This is a genomic window from Achromobacter sp. KK8 (assembly GCF_054188005.1).
In genome coordinates this window covers 2,437,045-2,453,501 of record NZ_CM135178.1, presented here as the reverse complement: position 1 = coordinate 2,453,501, position 16,457 = coordinate 2,437,045, and the positions used below count along the sequence as shown (strand labels likewise).

The following is a 16,457-nucleotide window of genomic DNA, read 5'->3' as shown; positions in this document are numbered from 1 at the left end:
TGTTTCACGGCATGTCCCAGGCCCGCATTTGACAGCTGCGTGACAGTAAAGATGACAGGCGCTCCGTTACAGTAACGGGGTTGTCATCATCTTTCGTGTTTCCGCAATGACCGCCAGACTCCGGGCAGTGCTTTTTTGCCTGCTGCTCTCGACCTTCAGCGCCGCCGCGCATGCCTGCGAAAACCTGCCCTCGTGGGCCCAATCCGCCTGCAACCGCCTGGACCAGATCTGGACGGAAGGCGGCAATGACCTCTATTTCAGCGGCTACGCCTGGCACAACCGCGCCATGTACAGCCGCGACAAGATCAACAGCTTCAACGAACTGGCGTGGGGCGGCGGCTACGGACGCAGCATCTACGACGAAGACGGCGACTGGCAGGGCCTGTACGCCATGGCGTTCCTGGATTCGCACAGCAAGGTCGAACCGATCGCCGGCTACGGCTTCCTGAAGATCGGACGGGTCAGCGAGAATTTCCGGCTCGGCGCCGGCTACACCGTGTTCCTGACGGCACGCCACGACATCATGAGCTACGTGCCGTTCCCCGGCGTGCTGCCACTGGTCTCGGCCGGCTACAAGGACACCATGCTGTACGCCACCTACATCCCCGGCTCGCGTGGCGCCGGCAACGTGCTGTTCATGTTCGGCCGCTGGTCCTTCTGACGGCCAGGCACCGCCGCGCCGGCGGCGGCCCGCGCGTTCAGCAGGGCTGCATGCCCAGGCGGCGCACCAGCTCGCCCAGGCGCCAATCGTCGATGCCGTGGGCGCGCAGCGCCTTCTCGGTCTCCACCACGTAGTCCAGGCACGGACCCGAATGTCCCACCGCATTGCGCACCGACGCCAGCAGGCGGTCATCGGTGAGGTCGGCGGCGTATTCCTGGCAGGCGCGATTGAGCAGGAACACCAGCCCGCGCACTGGCGCCTGGTCGGTATGGCAGGTCAGCCAGCGCGGCGTGTAGGCGCCGGTCACCATCTCGCGGCGCCACAGCGCCGCGAACACCGTGGGGACATCGCAGGCCGCGATCTGGAAGGCCACGCCGCGGCAGCAGCCGCCGCGGTCCAGCCCGAACACCAGGCCGGGATTGTCGGGCGAGCCGCGATGGTCGTGCGACCACAGGCAGAGCGAACGATGGTAGCCACGCACGGTGGCCAGGCGGCGTTCGCGCCACGCGAAGCCGGGATGCCAGATCAGGGAACCATAGGCGAACACCCACAGGTCGTCGGTGCCATTCCATCCAACCAAAAGATCTTCCACCGACGCGGGTAGCGTCTTCGCCAGTCCGGCGCAGCCGGCGGGTACTGCCAACGACATAGGGTCCTCTGATATCCCGGGTTCATTCCCATGGCGGGAACGATGGATATGCTACGCCGCCTGCCGCGCAAAAGAATTGCGAGATGGGGCGCCTGCAACACGCGGAAAGAAATTTGTATTCGCGGCGGCCGCGCGCCGGAGAAAAAAATTGCGTCCGGGCGCTAGGCCGCCGCCACGGGCCCGCGCGGCGCCGCGGCGCGGGGACACGCCGCCCGCGGGCCGGCAGCCGGTCAGAGCGCGTCCAGCGGCAGCTCGGTGGTGCTCTTGATCACTTCCATGGAAAAGCTGGCGCTCACGTCCAGCAGGTCCACGGCGGCGATCAGGCGGCGGTAGAAGCGGTCATAGGCCGCCATGTCCTCGACCACCACCTTGAGCAGGTAATCGATATCCCCGGCCATGCGATGGAATTCGACCACGTTGGGCAGCGCCATGACCGCGTTGATCAGGCTCTGGGTCCACTTCTCGTTGTGCTGGCTGGTCTTGATGGACACGAACACGGTCAGGTTCAGGCCCAGCGCGCGGGGATCCAGCAGGATCGCATTGCGCGCAATGACCCCGTCGTCCTTGAGTTTCTGGATGCGGCGCCAGCACGGCGTGACGGACAGGTTGACCTGCTCGGCGATTTCGGCGACCGAACAGGTGGCATCCTTCTGCAACAACGCCAGGATCTTGATGTCGGTCTGGTCCATGGAGGCTCCTCAAGCGGTATCGGCGCATCTTGCCTTGGCGCCTGCGCGCCGTCCACCCGAGGAACACCCTAGGCGGCCCTTGGCGCGGCGTCAGTACGTGCCCGGGTAGCCGCCGCCATCGAGCAGGATGTTCTGCGCTGTCATGTAGCCGGCCTGCGCCGAACAGACGTAGGCGCACAGCGCGCCCAGCTCCTCGGGCTGGCCATAGCGGCCGGCCGGGCTGGCGCGGCCGCGCTCGTCCCACAGCTGCTCGAAGGTCTTGCCGCCCTCTTCCAGCATGCCGCGGATATGGCGAGCCTGCGCATCGGTGGCGAAGGCGCCGGGCAACAAGTTGTTGATGGTGACGTTGTGCCTGACGGTCTGCCGCGCCAGGCCGCTGACAAAGCCGATCAGCCCCGCCCGCGCGCCATTGGACAGCCCCAGTTCGGCATGCGGCGCCTTGACGCTGCGCGACACGATGTTGACGATGCGGCCGAAGCGCCGCTCGATCATGCCGTCGACCACGCGGCGGATCATGTCGATCGGGCCCAGCATCATCGCGTCCAGCGCCGCGATCCAGTCGTCGTGCGACCAATCGCGGAAATCGCCCGGCATGGGACCGTCGGCGTTGTTCACCAGGATGTCCGGACGCGGGCAGGCGGCCAACGCGGCATCGCGCCCTTCGGGACGGGTCAGGTCGGCCGAGACCCAGCCCACGCCGATGCCCGCCACGCGCGAGATCTCGGCCGCCGCCTGCTCCAGCGTCTGCGGATTGCGGGCGGCGATCGTCACCGCCACGCCCTCGCGCGCCAATTGCAGGGCGCAGGCGCGGCCCATGCCGCGGCTGCCGCCGAATACCAGTGCCGTCTTGCCGCTGATCCCGAGATCCATGCCAACCCCCTCCAGAGTGGTACCAAGAAGCGAACCAGTATAGGAGCCGGGGCGGCGCGCGGGGGTGGAATTTTTTTCTAAACATCGGTTCGACACGGGCCAATTTGGCAAAGGCATTCCAACCCGAATCCCTAAGATGAAGGCTTGTCCTTCAGGCGTGCCACCATGCCCAACCTTCCACTCGCCACCGCCGACCTGCGTACGCTGTGTGAATCGGTGCAGGCCGCCCAGATGAGCGCGGCGCGCGCCTTCCTGCGCGAGCTTGCCGCCAACGTCGCCAATGCGGGCGACATGCTGCGCGCGCTGCCACCAGACCTGCGCGACGGCCGGCCCGAGCACTACACCCGCCACATCGCCTATGCCGATCCGCACGGCGCCTTCACCGTCGCCTACCTGATCTGGCGCCCGGGGCAATTCAGCCCGGTGCACGGCCACAAGACCTGGTGCACCTACCAGGTGCTGCAAGGCGAGCTGGTCGAAACCCATTACCGCTGGGATCCGGCGGCGGGCGCGGCCCGGCCCTGCGGCCAGGTCAGCCGCCGCCCGGGCGACATCGTCACCGCAACCCAGGGCCTGCATCAGATCCACCGCCTCGGCAACGCCGGCCCGGGCGTCGCCGTGTCGCTGCACATCTACGGAGTCGACCAGGCCGACCTCTGCACCGGCGTCAACCATCTGGTGCCCACGCCGGCGCCCCACTGAACGCGCGCCACGGCGCCCGTCCCGCGGCATCGAGCCCATGAAAAAAGCGGGGCCAACCCTGGCCCCGCTTCGCATTCCCTGCCTGGCCTTCAGCCCATCCACTGGCTGACCGGCGCCGCCGCATCCTGCAACGGCTGCGCCACCACGTCGATCAACGCCGGGCCGTCATGCTCCATGGCCGCCTTGATCGCCGCGTCCAGCTTGGCCGGGTCCTCGACCCGCCAGGCCTTCACGCCATAGGCCTCGGCGATGCGGGCGTGGTCGGTGCGGTCGAAGTCCACGCTGTAATAGCGCTTGTCGTAGCCGGCCTTCTGGCTGGCCTTGATCCAGCCATAGACCGAGTTCGAAAACACCACCATCAGCAGCGGCGCCTTGTGGCGCACGATGGTCTCGAGCTCGCCGACCGTGAAGCCGAAGCTGCCGTCGCCCATCACCGACACGCACTTGGCATTCGGCCGCCCGACCCAGGCGCCCAGCGCCGCCGACATCGAGAACCCCAATGCGCCATGGGCGCGGTTGGTGATGAAATGGCGGCCGGGCCGCGACACATCGTAGTAGGCCGAGAAGTACGGGCATGGCGTGCCGGGGTCGGCGCACACCACCGCGTCGTCGGGCAGCAGGCGATTGAGCGATTGCACCACGCGTTCCGGACGGATCGGCGCGTCCAGGCTGCTCGCCAGCGGCTCCAGCTGCGCGCGCCGCGCGGCCTTGGCGCGGCCCGCCAGCACCGCGCCATCGGCCGCGTCGGATGGCCGGTGCGCGAGGCGCTCGCGCACCTCGGCGCCCAGCGCCTGCAAGGCCAGCCTGGCATCGCCCACCATGCCGACCTCGGTCAGGTAGTTGGCGCCGATCACCATCGGGTCGATATCGATGTGCAGGATCGGCACGTCGCGGTTCGGGAAGCGCCAGTGCTCGGTCGAGGTCGAACCCGCGCGGCAACCGACGAACAGCACAACGTCGGCGGCGGCCACCACGTCGCGCGTGGCCATCACGCCTCCGTTCGACCCCACCACGCCCGCGTTCAGCGGATGCGTGTCGGCCAGGCTGCCCTGGCCGCTGACGGTCACGCACACCGCCGCCTTCAGGCTCTCGGCCAGTTCCTGCAGCGCGCCGCTGGCGCCGGCGATCACCACGCCGCCGCCGCAGATGATGACCGGCGAACGCGCGCCCACCAGGCGCTGCGCCGCGCGCGCCACGTCCGCCGGATCCGGCGCGTAGCGCAGCGACGGGAATTGCGCGTGTTCCGGTTGGGCCCAGACGTCGGCGGCATCGACCTGCTGCTTCATCACGTCATAGGGAAAGCACAGGTGCGCCGAGCCGGGCTTGCCGGTGGTCATGGCGCGGAACGCGGCGCGCACCATGCCGGGAATCTGATCGGCGCGATCGATGGTGCGGTTCCATTTGGTCAGCGGTCGGTACAACGCCTCCTGGTCCAGCTCGGTCAGCGGGTACTTGCCGCGCGAGCCCACCGCCACATCGGACGTAATGCCCAGCACCGGAATGGACGACTCGTTGGCCTCCACCAGCCCCGGCAGCAGATAGGTCGCGCCGCCGCCGCTCGGCCCTTCGCACACGCCGACCTTGCCGGTCACGCGAGCGTAGGCGTCGGCCATGTAGCCGGCGCTGCGTTCGTCGCGGGTCAGAATGTGCTGCATGCCGTGATCGAGCCGGTAGAGCGCGTCGTAGAACGGCAGGCTGGTATCGCCGCACAGGCCGAAAATATGTTTGACGCCGTTGTGTTGCAGCATCCGCACCATTGCTTCGGCGCCAGTCAATGTATCCATGTCTTCTCCACGCGATGCGCGGACCGGGCGGCGCGCCATCGCGCCCCGCCCCGGCCGCTCAGTTATCCAGATTGATGTTGCTGCTCTTGATGAACTTGCTCCAGCGGTCGTACTCCGCCTTCACGTAGGCATCCAGCGCCGGGCCGTTCGACGCCACGATCTCGAAGCCCGCCTCTTCCAGCTTCTTCTTGACGTCCGCATCGGCCAACACCGTGTTGAATGCCTGCGTCAGCTTCTTGATGGTCGCCTCGGGCGTGCCCTTGGGCGCGAACATGCCGCTCCACGAATAGGCCACGAACCCTGGGAAGCCAGACTCGGCCACCGTCGGCACGTTGGGCAGGTCCGGCAGGCGCTTTTCGCCGGCCACCGCCAGCGGCTTGATCTTGCCGGCCTGGATCTGGCCGCGCAGCGCGGCAAAGCTCAGCCAGGTCATGTTGGCCTGGCCGCCCACCACGGCCTGGATGGCCGGCCCGCCGCCGCCATACGGCACGTGCAGCAGCTCCACCTTGGACAGGCGCTTGAGTTCTTCGGGCGCCAGGTGGTTCAGCGACCCCACGCCGGTGGAGGCATAGTTGAACTTGTTGGGCGGCTGCTTGGCCGCGGCCGCCAGGAATTCCTTCAGGTTGTCGCCCGGCACGCCCGGATTGGCGCCGAGCACCAGCGGAAAGCGCACGGTCTGGGTGATGGCGACGAAGTCCTTGAAGGTGTCGTACGGCAGCTTGGGTTTCACCGCCGGATTGATGCCGTGATTGTCGAAGCTGACCAGCAGCGTGCTGCCGTCAGGCTCGGCCCGCGCCACGAAGGCGGTGGCGATCTGGCTGGCCGCGCCCGGGCGGTTTTCCACCACCACGGCGCGGCCGCCCAGCTCCTTGGACAGCCGCGGCTGCAGGATGCGCGCCAGGATGTCGGTGCTGCCGCCCGGCGGATACGGCACCACCAGGATCAGCGGCTTTTCTTCCGCCCGGGCAGGCGCGGCGGCCAGGCCGCCCCCCAGCGCGGCGAGCGCGCAGACGGCCGCCAAGGCGCGCCGCATGGTTGTGTAGGTCATGTGTTTTCCCCTGCTGTTGTGGTGTTGGCCGGCGCTGCGATAGCGGGTTCGGCCTGGTCCCGCATGTAAATCGTGGAAAAGCCGGTGCGGATGACATCGGTGATCTGGTCCAGCCGCCGGCCGATGTGGCTGCGCATCATGTCCGGCAAGGCGTCGACGTCGCGCCGCTCCAGCGCCTGGACGATGCGCATGTGTTCGGCCTGGGTATGGCTGCGGCGCCCCTGCTGCATGTCGATCCAGCGCACGAAATGGATGCGGGCATTGACGCTTTCCAGCGCCCGCACGAATTCGTCGTTGCGCGAGTAGCGCGCCAGGGTCAGGTGAAACGCCTCGTCCAGTTCCAGCAGGCGGGTCGCATCGCTGTCTTCGGGCACGTCGCGGGACCGTTCGACAAAGGCGCGCAAGGCTGCCAGTTCCTCGTCGGTGGCGCGCTCGCAGGCAGCGCGCACGATGCCGGCTTCGAGCACCGCGCGGTATTCATAGAGACTGTGAATCTGCTTGGCATCCAGCAGGCGGGCGATGAACCCCCGGTTAACCGAGCGGGTCAGGAACCCCTCCACCATCAACTGGTTGAGCACCTCGCGCAGGGGCGTGCGGCTCACGTTGAGCCGCCGGGCCAGTTCGACCTCGTTGATGCGTTCGCCCGGCTTGAACTCGAAACTCACCGCCATCGCCTTGACGGCGTTGTACAGCTCGGCCTGGCCGGCCATGGTGCGGGCTGCGGGTCGGGATGAGGTCATGAGCGTGCGGGCCGCCAGGGCGCTCCGGGGTGGGGATAAAGTGCATACTAAAGTGCATACACTTCGCCTCACAACCCGGGTTTGCCCGCAACGCGCACGGCCACGATCCGTCCCCCAGGAAGGGTGAGCGGGAAGATTTCAGGAAGGGGAAGGCGCCCGCCCGGCGATCGCGGGCGGGACAGGATCAGACGCCGGTATCGAGCGTGTAATGGGCGCCGTCGCGATTTTCCAGCGTCAGCGTGGACAACACCGGCGTCGCCGCCATGGCGTCTTCCCGCACGTGGATGCGCAGGTTGGCCAGCGGCACGTCCCAGCCGCCCGCGACGGCCTCGGCCGTCACGCCTGCCACCAGGGCCAGCCGCTCGGCCACCTGGCGCGGCTGCGCGGCGCGGGCGTCGATGCGAAGCAGACTACGGGCGCCGTTGGGATGCGCCATCAGTTCGGGCGACCAGACGCACTCGGGCGTCAGGTGGCGGCAGAAATACATGCGGATGCCGGGCAGGGGCTGCTCGGCGAAACGCACGGTATGGAAACGGGCCTCGACTTCCTGGCCGTCCAGCATCGCCGGACGGGACAGTTCCTGCATCGGATTGACGGCGAAACCGGCCGCGAGCAGGCGCTCGCGGGTGGCCTCGGCGTCGTAGGTGCGGAACACCAGCGCTTCGAGCCCGAAGGGCGAATCGGCGATTTCCTTGCGCGCCGGCGGCGCGCCGGGCGGCCAGCCCAGCAGTTCGACGTAGGTGCCTTCGAGCACGATCAGGCGGTTGCACGAACCCAGGTTGTGCACCGCCTTTTCGCTCAGGTGAAAGCCCTGGCGCTCGAAGTGCGGCGCCAGCGCATCCAGCCGGTCGCGCACCATGACCACGGCGTGGTCGAACTCGGTCTGGCCGACGGCATGCAGCATGGCGTTATCCGCTCAGACCAGCTTGCCGTGGCACTGTTTGTACTTCTTGCCGCTGCCGCACGGGCACGGATCGTTGCGGCCCACCTTGGGCAGCGCGTTGCGCACCGGCTGGGCGCCCGTGTCGTCGGCCGACTGGGCCAGCGCCTCGTCGTAGTCGGAGTGGTGGTACTGCACGTTCTGCACGTGCGACTGGGCCGCTTCGGCCTCGGCCTGCTCGACCTGCTCGGACGACTGCACGCGCACCGTCATCAGCACGCGCACCACGTCGTCGCGGATGCGGTCCAGCATGCCCGAAAACAGTTCGAAGGCCTCGCGCTTGTATTCCTGCTTGGGGTTCTTCTGCGCATAGCCGCGCAGATGGATGCCCTGGCGCAGGTAGTCCAGCGCCGACAGGTGCTCGCGCCAGTGCGTGTCGATCGCCTGCAGCATGATCGAACGCTCGAACTGCGACCACGATTCGGTGCCGACCTGGTCGACCTTGGCCTGGTAGACGTCGCGGGCCGCGGCGACCACGCGTTCGCGCAGGTCTTCGTCGGTCAGGGAAGCTTCCTTCTCGAGCATCTCGGTCAACGGCAGATGGATCTGCCAGTCGGCCTCCAGCGCCTTCTGCAGCGCCGGGATGTCCCACTGCTCTTCCACCGATTCCGGCGGCACGTAGGTATTGAACAGGTCGACCACGGCGGCATCGCGCAGGTTCTCGACCATTGCGCCGACGCTGGCCGCTTCCAGCACTTCATTGCGCTGCGAGTACAGCACCTTGCGCTGGTCGTTGGCGACGTCGTCGTATTCCAGCAGCTGCTTGCGGATGTCGAAGTTGCGGCCCTCGACCTTGCGCTGCGCGGTCTCGATGGAGCGCGTCACCATGCCGGCCTCGATCGGCTCGCCCTCGGGCAGCTTGAGGCGTTCCATGATGGCGCGCACGCGGTCGCCCGCGAAGATGCGCATCAGCGAATCTTCCAGCGACAGGTAGAAGCGCGACGAACCCGGGTCGCCCTGGCGGCCGGCGCGGCCGCGCAGCTGGTTGTCGATACGACGCGATTCGTGGCGTTCGGTGCCGATGATGCGCAGGCCGCCGGCGGCCTTGACCTGCTCGTTCTGCGGCTTCCAGTCGGCGCGCACCTTTTCGATGCGGGCGGTCTTTTCGGCTTCGGACAGCGATTCGTCGGCGCGGATCAGGTCGACCTGCTTGTCGACGCTGCCGCCCAGCACGATGTCGGTGCCGCGGCCCGCCATGTTGGTGGCGATGGTGATGTGGCCCGGCTTGCCGGCTTCGGCGACGATCTCGGCTTCACGCGCGTGCTGCTTGGCGTTCAGCACTTCGTGGGGCAGCTTGGCCTTTTTCAGCAGGCCCGACAGCAGCTCGGAGTTCTCGATGCTGGTGGTGCCCACCAGCACCGGCTGGCCGCGCTCGTGGCAGTCGCGGATGTCTTCGAGAATGGCGTTGTACTTTTCCGTGTCCGTCTTGAAGACCTGGTCGTTCTGGTCCTTGCGGATCATGGGCTTGTTGGTCGGGATGATGACCGTCTCGAGCCCGTAGATTTCCTGGAATTCGTACGCTTCCGTGTCGGCCGTGCCGGTCATGCCGGACAGCTTCTCGTACATGCGGAAGTAGTTCTGGAAGGTGATCGAGGCCAGCGTCTGGTTCTCGTGCTGGATCTTCACCCCTTCCTTGGCCTCGACCGCCTGGTGCAGGCCGTCGGACCAGCGGCGGCCCACCATCAGGCGGCCCGTGAATTCGTCGACGATGATGACTTCGCCGTCCTGCACCACGTACTGCTGGTCGCGGAAGAACAGCGTGTTGGCGCGCAGCGCCACCATCAGGTGGTGCATCAGCGCGATGTGGCGCGGGTCGTACAGCGATTCGCCTTCGGGCAGGATGCCCAGGCGCGCCAGGATGCCTTCGGCGTTGACGTGGCCGGCTTCCGACAGGTAGACCTGCTGGCTCTTTTCGTCGACCCAGTAGTCGCCCTCGGGTTCCGGCTCCTGCGGCTTGGGCTCGCTGGCCATGCGGGTCAGCAGCGGCGGCACCGCGTTCATGCGGATGTAGAGTTCGGTGTGGTCTTCGGCCTGGCCGGAGATGATCAGCGGCGTGCGCGCCTCGTCGATCAGGATCGAGTCCACTTCGTCGACGATCGCATAGAACAGCGCGCGCTGGCGCCGGTCCTCAACACGGTATTCCATGTTGTCGCGCAGGTAGTCGAAACCGAATTCGTTATTGGTGCCGTAAGTGATGTCGGCGGCGTAGGCGGCCTTCTTTTCCTCGTTCGGCTGCTGCGGCACCACCACGCCCGTGGTCAGGCCCAGGAACTGGTACAGGCGCCCCATCCACTCGGCGTCGCGGCGGGCCAGGTAGTCGTTCACCGTGACCACGTGCACGCCCTTGCCCGCGATCGCGTTCAGGTAGACCGGCAGCGTCGCCATCAGCGTCTTGCCTTCACCGGTGCGCATTTCGGCGATCTTGCCGCTGTGCAGGGCAATGCCGCCCAGCAGCTGCGCATCGAAGTGGCGCATGCCGAACACCCGCTTGCCCGCCTCGCGCACGACGGCGAAGGCTTCGGGCAGCAGGTCGTCGAGCGACGTGCCCTGGGCATGACGGGAGCGGAACTCCTCGGTCTTGGCCGCCAGCTCCGCATCGGAGAGCGCGGAGATCTTGGGCTCCAGCCCATTGATCTGGGTTACCAGCTTGCGATACTGCTTAAGCAGCCGGTCGTTGCGGCTGCCTATGAGTTTTTTGAGCAGAGAAACCATGCGTATGTCGGCCGCACGAGCCCCGCCGCGCCCGCGATGGGCAGAGGGCGGCGTCGCCCGTGACTTGATGTTATTGGTTGAGCGGGGGTCCGCTGGGAAACGAACCAGTTTAACGCACCTGGCGCGTAATAGCCTGGCACTATGGCCAGGCAGGCACTGTAGCCCGGATCGGGATTCAGCGCGCGGCCGTGCCGGCGCCGGCCTGGGCCACCGTCGGCGGCGCGTTCTGCTGCGGCCCCAGGAACAGGCGCGGATCCAGTGGCTGCCCCGCCAGCCGGACCTCGAAATGCAGGTGCGGCCCGGTGGAACGGCCCGAGGATCCGACGCGCGCCACTTGCTGGCCGCGCTCGACCAACTGGCCCTGCTTGACCATCAGCGACGAGGCGTGGGCGTAACGCGTAATCAGACCATCGCCATGGTCGATTTCGACCATATTGCCGTAGCCGGGATGGAATTTGGCTTCCAGCACCACCCCTCCCGAGGCGGCCAGGATGGGCGTGCCCGGCGGCGCGGCGAAATCCAGCCCTTCATGCATGGCGGAACGTCCGGTCACCGGATTGCGGCGCCAACCGTAGGAAGAACTCAGGTAGGGATAGTCGGTGATCGGCATCGCCGTCGGCATGCGGGCCTGATCGGCCGAGCGCCGGGTCAGCGCCGCATCCAGCAGCTTGAGGTTGTCGGTCTGCAGGGCCAGCCGTTCCTGGATCTCGTCCAGCTGGCGTCCCAGCTCCTCGGCCGAAGCCGCGGAAGGCGGCGTGCCCTCGGTGAAAAGATCATCCATGACCTGGGTGGCTTCGGGCGCATGGGGCGCCTCGGCTGGCGCGGAGGCCAGTTGCTTGGCCACTTCAGGATCGGTGTAGGCCACCCCGGCGACCTGGGCCACCCGCTGGCCCAGCCCGTCGATGCTGGCCAGCTTGGCCTGCAGCGCGCCCACCTTGGCGGCCAGCAGGTTCATGTTGCCGCGCAGGAAATCGGCGTCGCGCCCCGGCTGTTCGGACAAAGGCCATCCCACCGTATGTACGGCGGGCAGGATGGGAGTAATGTAGCGCTGTAGCGCGGCGCCGAAGATGGCGGCCGTCACCAGGGCGCCCCCCAGAAACAACGCCAAGCGCGCGCCTCCCAGGGTGAAATGCCCGTCCTGCCCGTCGCGGGCGTGCATAATCACGATTTTCAAGGTTTGCTTCCTAATTCTCAGAGCCGGGATGAATAGACCCACTTCATACCGTCAACGTTCCAGTTCCAGCCGGCGAGGGGAAAATACCGCCCTGGGATGGCTGGGTCATGACATGCGGGGCGCCGGGGTACTGGCGACCGCCCGCAAGCACTTGCAAATCCAATATGCGGTGGCGGCGATCCTGCCCGCCCCGTTGGGCTCCGTCTGCCAGGTAGGCAAGCTGGAAAACCAGCGCCTTCAACTGGTGGTGCCCAGTGCCGCGCACGCGGCGAAGATGCGTCAATTGGCCCCGCGCATCGCGCAGGCCTTGGCCGACCAAGGCTGGAACCTTAACGAAATTGCCGTGAAGGTACAAGCCGGCCTGCCCAAGCCCGGCGCCCGCAAGCCGCTGCCTCCCAAAGAGGCGCAACCGCTGGGAGACGCGGCGCTGGGCGCCTTTGAAACCCTGCATGACAACCTGCGTCCCGGCCCGCTGGCCGACGCGGTCGCCAGGCTATTGAAGCACCACAAGAGTAGCTGAGATAGCCGGGCTTGTCCGGATGCCAGTCTTTCGGATGGCCGCAATGGCCGGATGGCGCGACAGGATGAGCCCACGGCCTGCACCCGCAGGGTGTGGGCGCGACGGTCGGATGGCAACCATCGGCGCCATCCAAATGAAAATGGCCGGTAGTCCGCCGGGGACGACCCCCGGCGCACCGACCATCAGCGGCAAGCCGGCCTCAGGCCAGCTGCCATTCGTGCCGGAACGCCTGGGGCGCCTCGGCCTGCGATTCGTAGCTCACCAGTTCCCAGGCATCGCGCTGCGCCAGCAGCGCGCGCGCCAGCTGGTTGTTCAGGCCGTGGCCCGACTTGCAGGCCACGTAGCGCGCCACCAGGGGCTTGCCCAGCAGATACAGGTCGCCGATGGCGTCCAGGATCTTGTGCTTGACGAATTCGTCGTCGTAGCGCAGCCCATCGCTGTTCAGCACCCGGTACTCGTCCATCACGATGGCGTTGTCCAGGCTGCCGCCGCGGGCCAGGCCCATGGAGCGCAGCGCCTCGACTTCGTTGACGAAGCCGAAGGTGCGGGCGCGCGCGATCTCGCGCACGTACGAATGGGTGGCGAAGTCGATTTCGGCGAAATTGGCGGTTGAGTCGATGGCGGGGTGGCGGAAGTCGATCGAGAACGCCAGCGCGTACCCTTCATGGGGTTCGAGCCGGGCCCACTTCTCGTTGCGGCCTTCGCCCTCGCGCACTTCCACCGTTTTCAACACACGGATGAACTGCTTCGGCGCGTTCTGCTCGACGATACCCGCCGAGCGCAACAGGTACACGAAGGTTGCCGCACTGCCGTCCATGATGGGGACTTCTTCGGCAGTGAGGTCGATATGCAGGTTGTCGATGCCCAGGCCGGCCAGCGCCGACATGAGATGTTCCACCGTGGACACGCGCACGTTGCCCTGCTGCAGCACCGAGGCCATGCGCGTATCGCCCACGCCAGTGGCCTGCGCGGGCAGGTCGACGACTTCGGGCAGATCGACGCGGTGGAACACGATGCCCGTATTGGGCGCCGCCGGACGCAGAGTGAGCTCGACCCGCCGTCCGGAGTGGACGCCGACGCCTGTCGTGCGGACGAGATTCTGAATGCTGCGCTGTCGGAACATGAGACTAAGGTATTTTGAGCCAGGAAGCCGGCAAGATGACAAGAGATTGCCGGCGTAACTGACGTATTGTAACTCTGTCCGGTTCTCAACGCCATCAAAGCGTCAGGACCGACCGATAAAACCGTCCCCGATTCACATCATACAAACGAAAAACGGACCGCTCCGCCTCCGGCCTGCCCGCGGGGACAGGCAGGCCGGAGATGAGGGAGTGCATAGGAGCCTGAAACCAGGCTCCAGGTTCAATCCGCCTGCTTGCGCAGGAATGCCGGGATGTCGAAATGATCCATGCCCGAGCTTTCCAGCGCGCGCACCTGGGCCGACGCCTGGCTGCGCGGGTTGCGCATGACAGACGGCATGTCCAGATTGCGGTAGTCGCCCTGACCGGCGGCCGGCATCGTGCCCATGGGCAGGTTGTCGGTGCCGGTGCGCAGCGCCTCGGCGGTGTTCTGCACCAGTTGCGGACGCGCCTGCGCACGGCCCAGGCCGGTCGCAACCACGGTCACGCGCAGGTTTTCACCCATCGATTCGTCGTAGGCGGTGCCGAAGATCACGGTGGCGTCGTCCGAAGCGTAGCTGCGGATCGTTTCCATGATTTCGCGCGTTTCGCGCATCTTCAGCGAGCGGCTGGCGGTGATGTTGACCAGCACGCCGCGCGCGCCGTTCAGGTCCACGCCTTCCAGCAGCGGGCAGGCGATGGCGTGCTCGGCGGCGACGCGGGCGCGGTCAGCGCCCGAAGCCGATGCCGTGCCCATCATGGCCTGGCCCTGCTCACCCATGATCGTCTTGACGTCTTCGAAGTCGACGTTGACGTTGCCTTCGACGTTGATGATTTCGGCGATACCCGCGCAGGCGTTGTGCAGGATGTCGTCGGCCGAACGGAAGCAGTCTTCCTGCGTCGCGTCCTCGTCCATCAGTTCATACAGGTTCTCGTTGAGCACCACGATGAGCGAATGCACGTGCTTGGCCAGTTCGGCGATGCCGTCCTCGGCCATCTTCAGGCGCTTGTTGCCTTCGAACGTGAAGGGCTTGGTGACCACGCCCACCGTCAGAATGCCCAGCTCCTTGGCGACTTCGGCCACGACCGGGCCTGCGCCCGTGCCGGTGCCGCCGCCCATGCCCGCGGTGATGAAGACCATGTGCGCGCCGTTCAGGGCGGCACGGATCTCTTCACGCGCGGTTTCGGCCGACGCGCGGCCTTGCTCGGGCTTGGCGCCCGCGCCCAGGCCGGTGCGGCCCAGGCGGATCTGCACCGGGGCGTTGGTCGCCGCCAGTGCCTGCGCATCGGTGTTGGCGCAGATGAAGTCCACGCCGTGCACGCCGCTGCGAATCATGTGCGCGACGGCATTGCCGCCCGCACCGCCCACACCAACGACCTTGATTACGGTCCCTTTGGTGTTGTTCTCAAGCATCTCAAAGTTCATCATGATGACTCCCTCACAAGTCCGATTTTGCAAATCACAAAAATTCCCCAACAACCTATATTTTGTGAATCGCCTCAAAGCCGAAGCCGACTGCTTTGGTCCGCAACGGGTTTGAGACGCCTCCCCTTTCTGGCCCGGCCCGCCCTACCGCCGCGGATCGTGCCAAGGAGCAGGCCCCAACCTGCCCCCCTCTTCAATTCATGAACCATTCCTTCATGCGCGCCAGCAGGCTCTTGAAATTGCCGGTCTGCGCGGCCACCTTGCGGCCGCGCACGCGCTGCATGCGCGCTTCCTGCAGCAAGCCCATCACCGTCGAGAAGCGCGGATTGCGCATCACGTCGGCCAGGCTGCCTTCGTATTCGGGCACCGCCACGCGCACCGGCTTAAGGAACACGTCCTCGGCCAGTTCGATCATGCCGGGCAATTGCGCCGAGCCGCCGGTCAGCACCACGCCGGAAGCCAGCAGGTCCTCGTAGCCGGAGTCGCGCACCACCTGCTGCACCAGCGTGAACAGTTCTTCCACGCGCGGCTCGATCACGGCGCCCAGCGCCTGGCGCTTGACCTGGCGCGGGCCGCGGTCGCCCAGGCCCGGCACTTCCACGGACTCGTCCGGGCTCGCCAGCACCTGCTTGGCCACGCCGTAGCGCAGCTTGATTTCCTCGGCATCGGGCGTCGGCGTGCGCAGCATGGCCGCGATGTCGTTGGTGATCTGGTCGCCGGCGATCGGCAGCACGGCGGTGTGGCGGATCGCGCCGCCGGTGAAGATCGCCACGTCGGTGGTACCGCCGCCGATATCCACCAGGACGACGCCCAGTTCCTTTTCGTCGGCGGTCAGCACGGCCAGGCTGGAGGCCAGCGGCTGCAGGATCAGGTCCTGCACTTCCAGGCCGCAGCGGCGCACGCACTTGACGATGTTCTGCGCGGCGCTGACGGCGCCGGTCACGATGTGCACGCGCACTTCCAGGCGCAGGCCGCTCATGCCGATCGGCTCGCGGATGTCTTCCTGGCCGTCGACGATGAACTCCTGCGTCAGCACGTGCAGCACCTGCTGGTCGGTCGGGATGTTCACCGCCTTGGCGGTCTCGATGACGCGGGCGACGTCGGTGGCGGTGACTTCCTTGTCCTTGACGGCGACCATGCCGCTGGAATTGAAGCTGCGGATATGGCTGCCGGCGATGCCGGTGTAGACGTCTCGGATCTTGCAATCTGCCATCAGCTCGGCTTCTTCAAGCGCGCGCTGAATCGAATTCACAGTGGTCTCGATATTGACGACCACGCCCTTGCGCATGCCGCGCGACTCGTGCTGGCCCAGGCCGAGCACTTCGAATCGCCCTTCGGGCAGGATTTCAGCCACCACAGCCACCACCTTGCTGGTGCCGATATCGAGGGCGACGATGAGGTCCTTGATGTCACGGGTCATGGCG

The 16,457-nt window shown here is 66.7% G+C and carries 15 protein-coding genes; 3 read left to right on the top strand and 12 right to left on the bottom strand.

Annotation, left to right across the window (positions count from 1 at the left end; all coding sequences use genetic code 11):
- The first annotated feature begins 106 nt into the window (after positions 1-106).
- Positions 107-661: a lipid IV(A) palmitoyltransferase PagP gene (gene pagP / locus ACVN9Z_RS11415; protein WP_006388800.1), complete on the top strand. Its 555-nt coding sequence runs from the start codon at positions 107-109 to the stop codon at positions 659-661.
- Between the two features lie 37 nt (positions 662-698).
- Here pagP and ACVN9Z_RS11410 read toward each other — a convergent pair whose 3' ends face one another.
- From ACVN9Z_RS11410 to ACVN9Z_RS11400, 3 genes are all read right to left on the bottom strand, one after another.
- Positions 699-1,310, bottom strand: a complete 612-nt coding sequence (locus ACVN9Z_RS11410; RefSeq protein WP_006388799.1) for a gamma-glutamylcyclotransferase — start codon at positions 1,308-1,310, stop codon at positions 699-701.
- Between the two features lie 230 nt (positions 1,311-1,540).
- A complete protein-coding gene (locus ACVN9Z_RS11405; RefSeq protein WP_006388798.1) occupies positions 1,541-1,999 on the bottom strand; it encodes an Lrp/AsnC family transcriptional regulator in 459 nt (152 codons plus the stop codon).
- 90 nt (positions 2,000-2,089) lie between these two features.
- Entirely contained in the window at positions 2,090-2,869 is a 780-nt protein-coding gene (locus tag ACVN9Z_RS11400; RefSeq protein ID WP_006388797.1) for an SDR family oxidoreductase, read from the bottom strand.
- Positions 2,870-3,034: 165 nt separating this feature from the next.
- Here ACVN9Z_RS11400 and ACVN9Z_RS11395 point away from each other — a divergent pair, with 165 nt between their 5' ends.
- Entirely contained in the window at positions 3,035-3,571 is a 537-nt protein-coding gene (locus ACVN9Z_RS11395; protein ID WP_458213392.1) for a cysteine dioxygenase, read from the top strand.
- Between the two features lie 89 nt (positions 3,572-3,660).
- On the opposite strand, the gene ACVN9Z_RS11390 is transcribed toward ACVN9Z_RS11395, so the two are convergent.
- The 6 genes from ACVN9Z_RS11390 to ACVN9Z_RS11365 all read right to left on the bottom strand — a co-directional run bounded on the left by ACVN9Z_RS11390 (position 3,661) and on the right by ACVN9Z_RS11365 (position 11,954).
- Complete coding sequence (locus tag ACVN9Z_RS11390) at positions 3,661-5,355, bottom strand: thiamine pyrophosphate-binding protein (protein ID WP_020925128.1); 1,695 nt, start codon at positions 5,353-5,355, stop codon at positions 3,661-3,663.
- 58 nt (positions 5,356-5,413) lie between these two features.
- The gene (locus ACVN9Z_RS11385; RefSeq protein ID WP_006388793.1) at positions 5,414-6,403 is read right to left on the bottom strand and encodes a tripartite tricarboxylate transporter substrate binding protein; all 990 of its coding nucleotides are present in this window, start codon (positions 6,401-6,403) and stop codon (positions 5,414-5,416) included.
- Positions 6,400-7,143: a GntR family transcriptional regulator gene (locus ACVN9Z_RS11380; RefSeq protein WP_035183781.1), complete on the bottom strand. Its 744-nt coding sequence runs from the start codon at positions 7,141-7,143 to the stop codon at positions 6,400-6,402. The genes ACVN9Z_RS11385 and ACVN9Z_RS11380 overlap by 4 nt, the downstream gene beginning before the upstream one ends.
- Positions 7,144-7,327: 184 nt before the next feature.
- The gene (locus ACVN9Z_RS11375) at positions 7,328-8,047 is read right to left on the bottom strand and encodes a VOC family protein (RefSeq protein WP_006388791.1); all 720 of its coding nucleotides are present in this window, start codon (positions 8,045-8,047) and stop codon (positions 7,328-7,330) included.
- Positions 8,048-8,059: 12 nt separating this feature from the next.
- On the bottom strand, positions 8,060-10,795 hold the full coding sequence (secA, locus tag ACVN9Z_RS11370) for a preprotein translocase subunit SecA (RefSeq protein WP_024067752.1): 2,736 nt from the start codon (positions 10,793-10,795) through the stop codon (positions 8,060-8,062).
- Between the two features lie 175 nt (positions 10,796-10,970).
- On the bottom strand, positions 10,971-11,954 hold the full coding sequence (locus ACVN9Z_RS11365) for a M23 family metallopeptidase (RefSeq protein ID WP_006388789.1): 984 nt from the start codon (positions 11,952-11,954) through the stop codon (positions 10,971-10,973).
- Positions 11,955-12,081: 127 nt separating this feature from the next.
- Here ACVN9Z_RS11365 and ACVN9Z_RS11360 point away from each other — a divergent pair, with 127 nt between their 5' ends.
- Complete coding sequence (locus tag ACVN9Z_RS11360) at positions 12,082-12,489, top strand: flagellar hook-length control protein FliK (RefSeq protein ID WP_006388788.1); 408 nt, start codon at positions 12,082-12,084, stop codon at positions 12,487-12,489.
- A gap of 199 nt (positions 12,490-12,688) precedes the next feature.
- On the opposite strand, the gene lpxC is transcribed toward ACVN9Z_RS11360, so the two are convergent.
- The 3 genes from lpxC to ftsA all read right to left on the bottom strand — a co-directional run bounded on the left by lpxC (position 12,689) and on the right by ftsA (position 16,453).
- Positions 12,689-13,612, bottom strand: coding sequence for a UDP-3-O-acyl-N-acetylglucosamine deacetylase (gene lpxC, locus ACVN9Z_RS11355; RefSeq protein WP_006388787.1), 924 nt, complete (start codon positions 13,610-13,612; stop codon positions 12,689-12,691).
- Between the two features lie 239 nt (positions 13,613-13,851).
- Positions 13,852-15,036 carry a cell division protein FtsZ gene (ftsZ, locus tag ACVN9Z_RS11350; RefSeq protein ID WP_006388786.1) on the bottom strand — a complete coding sequence of 395 codons (1,185 nt, stop codon included), beginning with the start codon at positions 15,034-15,036 and terminating at the stop codon, positions 13,852-13,854.
- Between the two features lie 190 nt (positions 15,037-15,226).
- Positions 15,227-16,453 carry a cell division protein FtsA gene (gene ftsA / locus ACVN9Z_RS11345; RefSeq protein ID WP_006217473.1) on the bottom strand — a complete coding sequence of 409 codons (1,227 nt, stop codon included), beginning with the start codon at positions 16,451-16,453 and terminating at the stop codon, positions 15,227-15,229.
- Between the last annotated feature and the right edge of the window lie 4 nt (positions 16,454-16,457).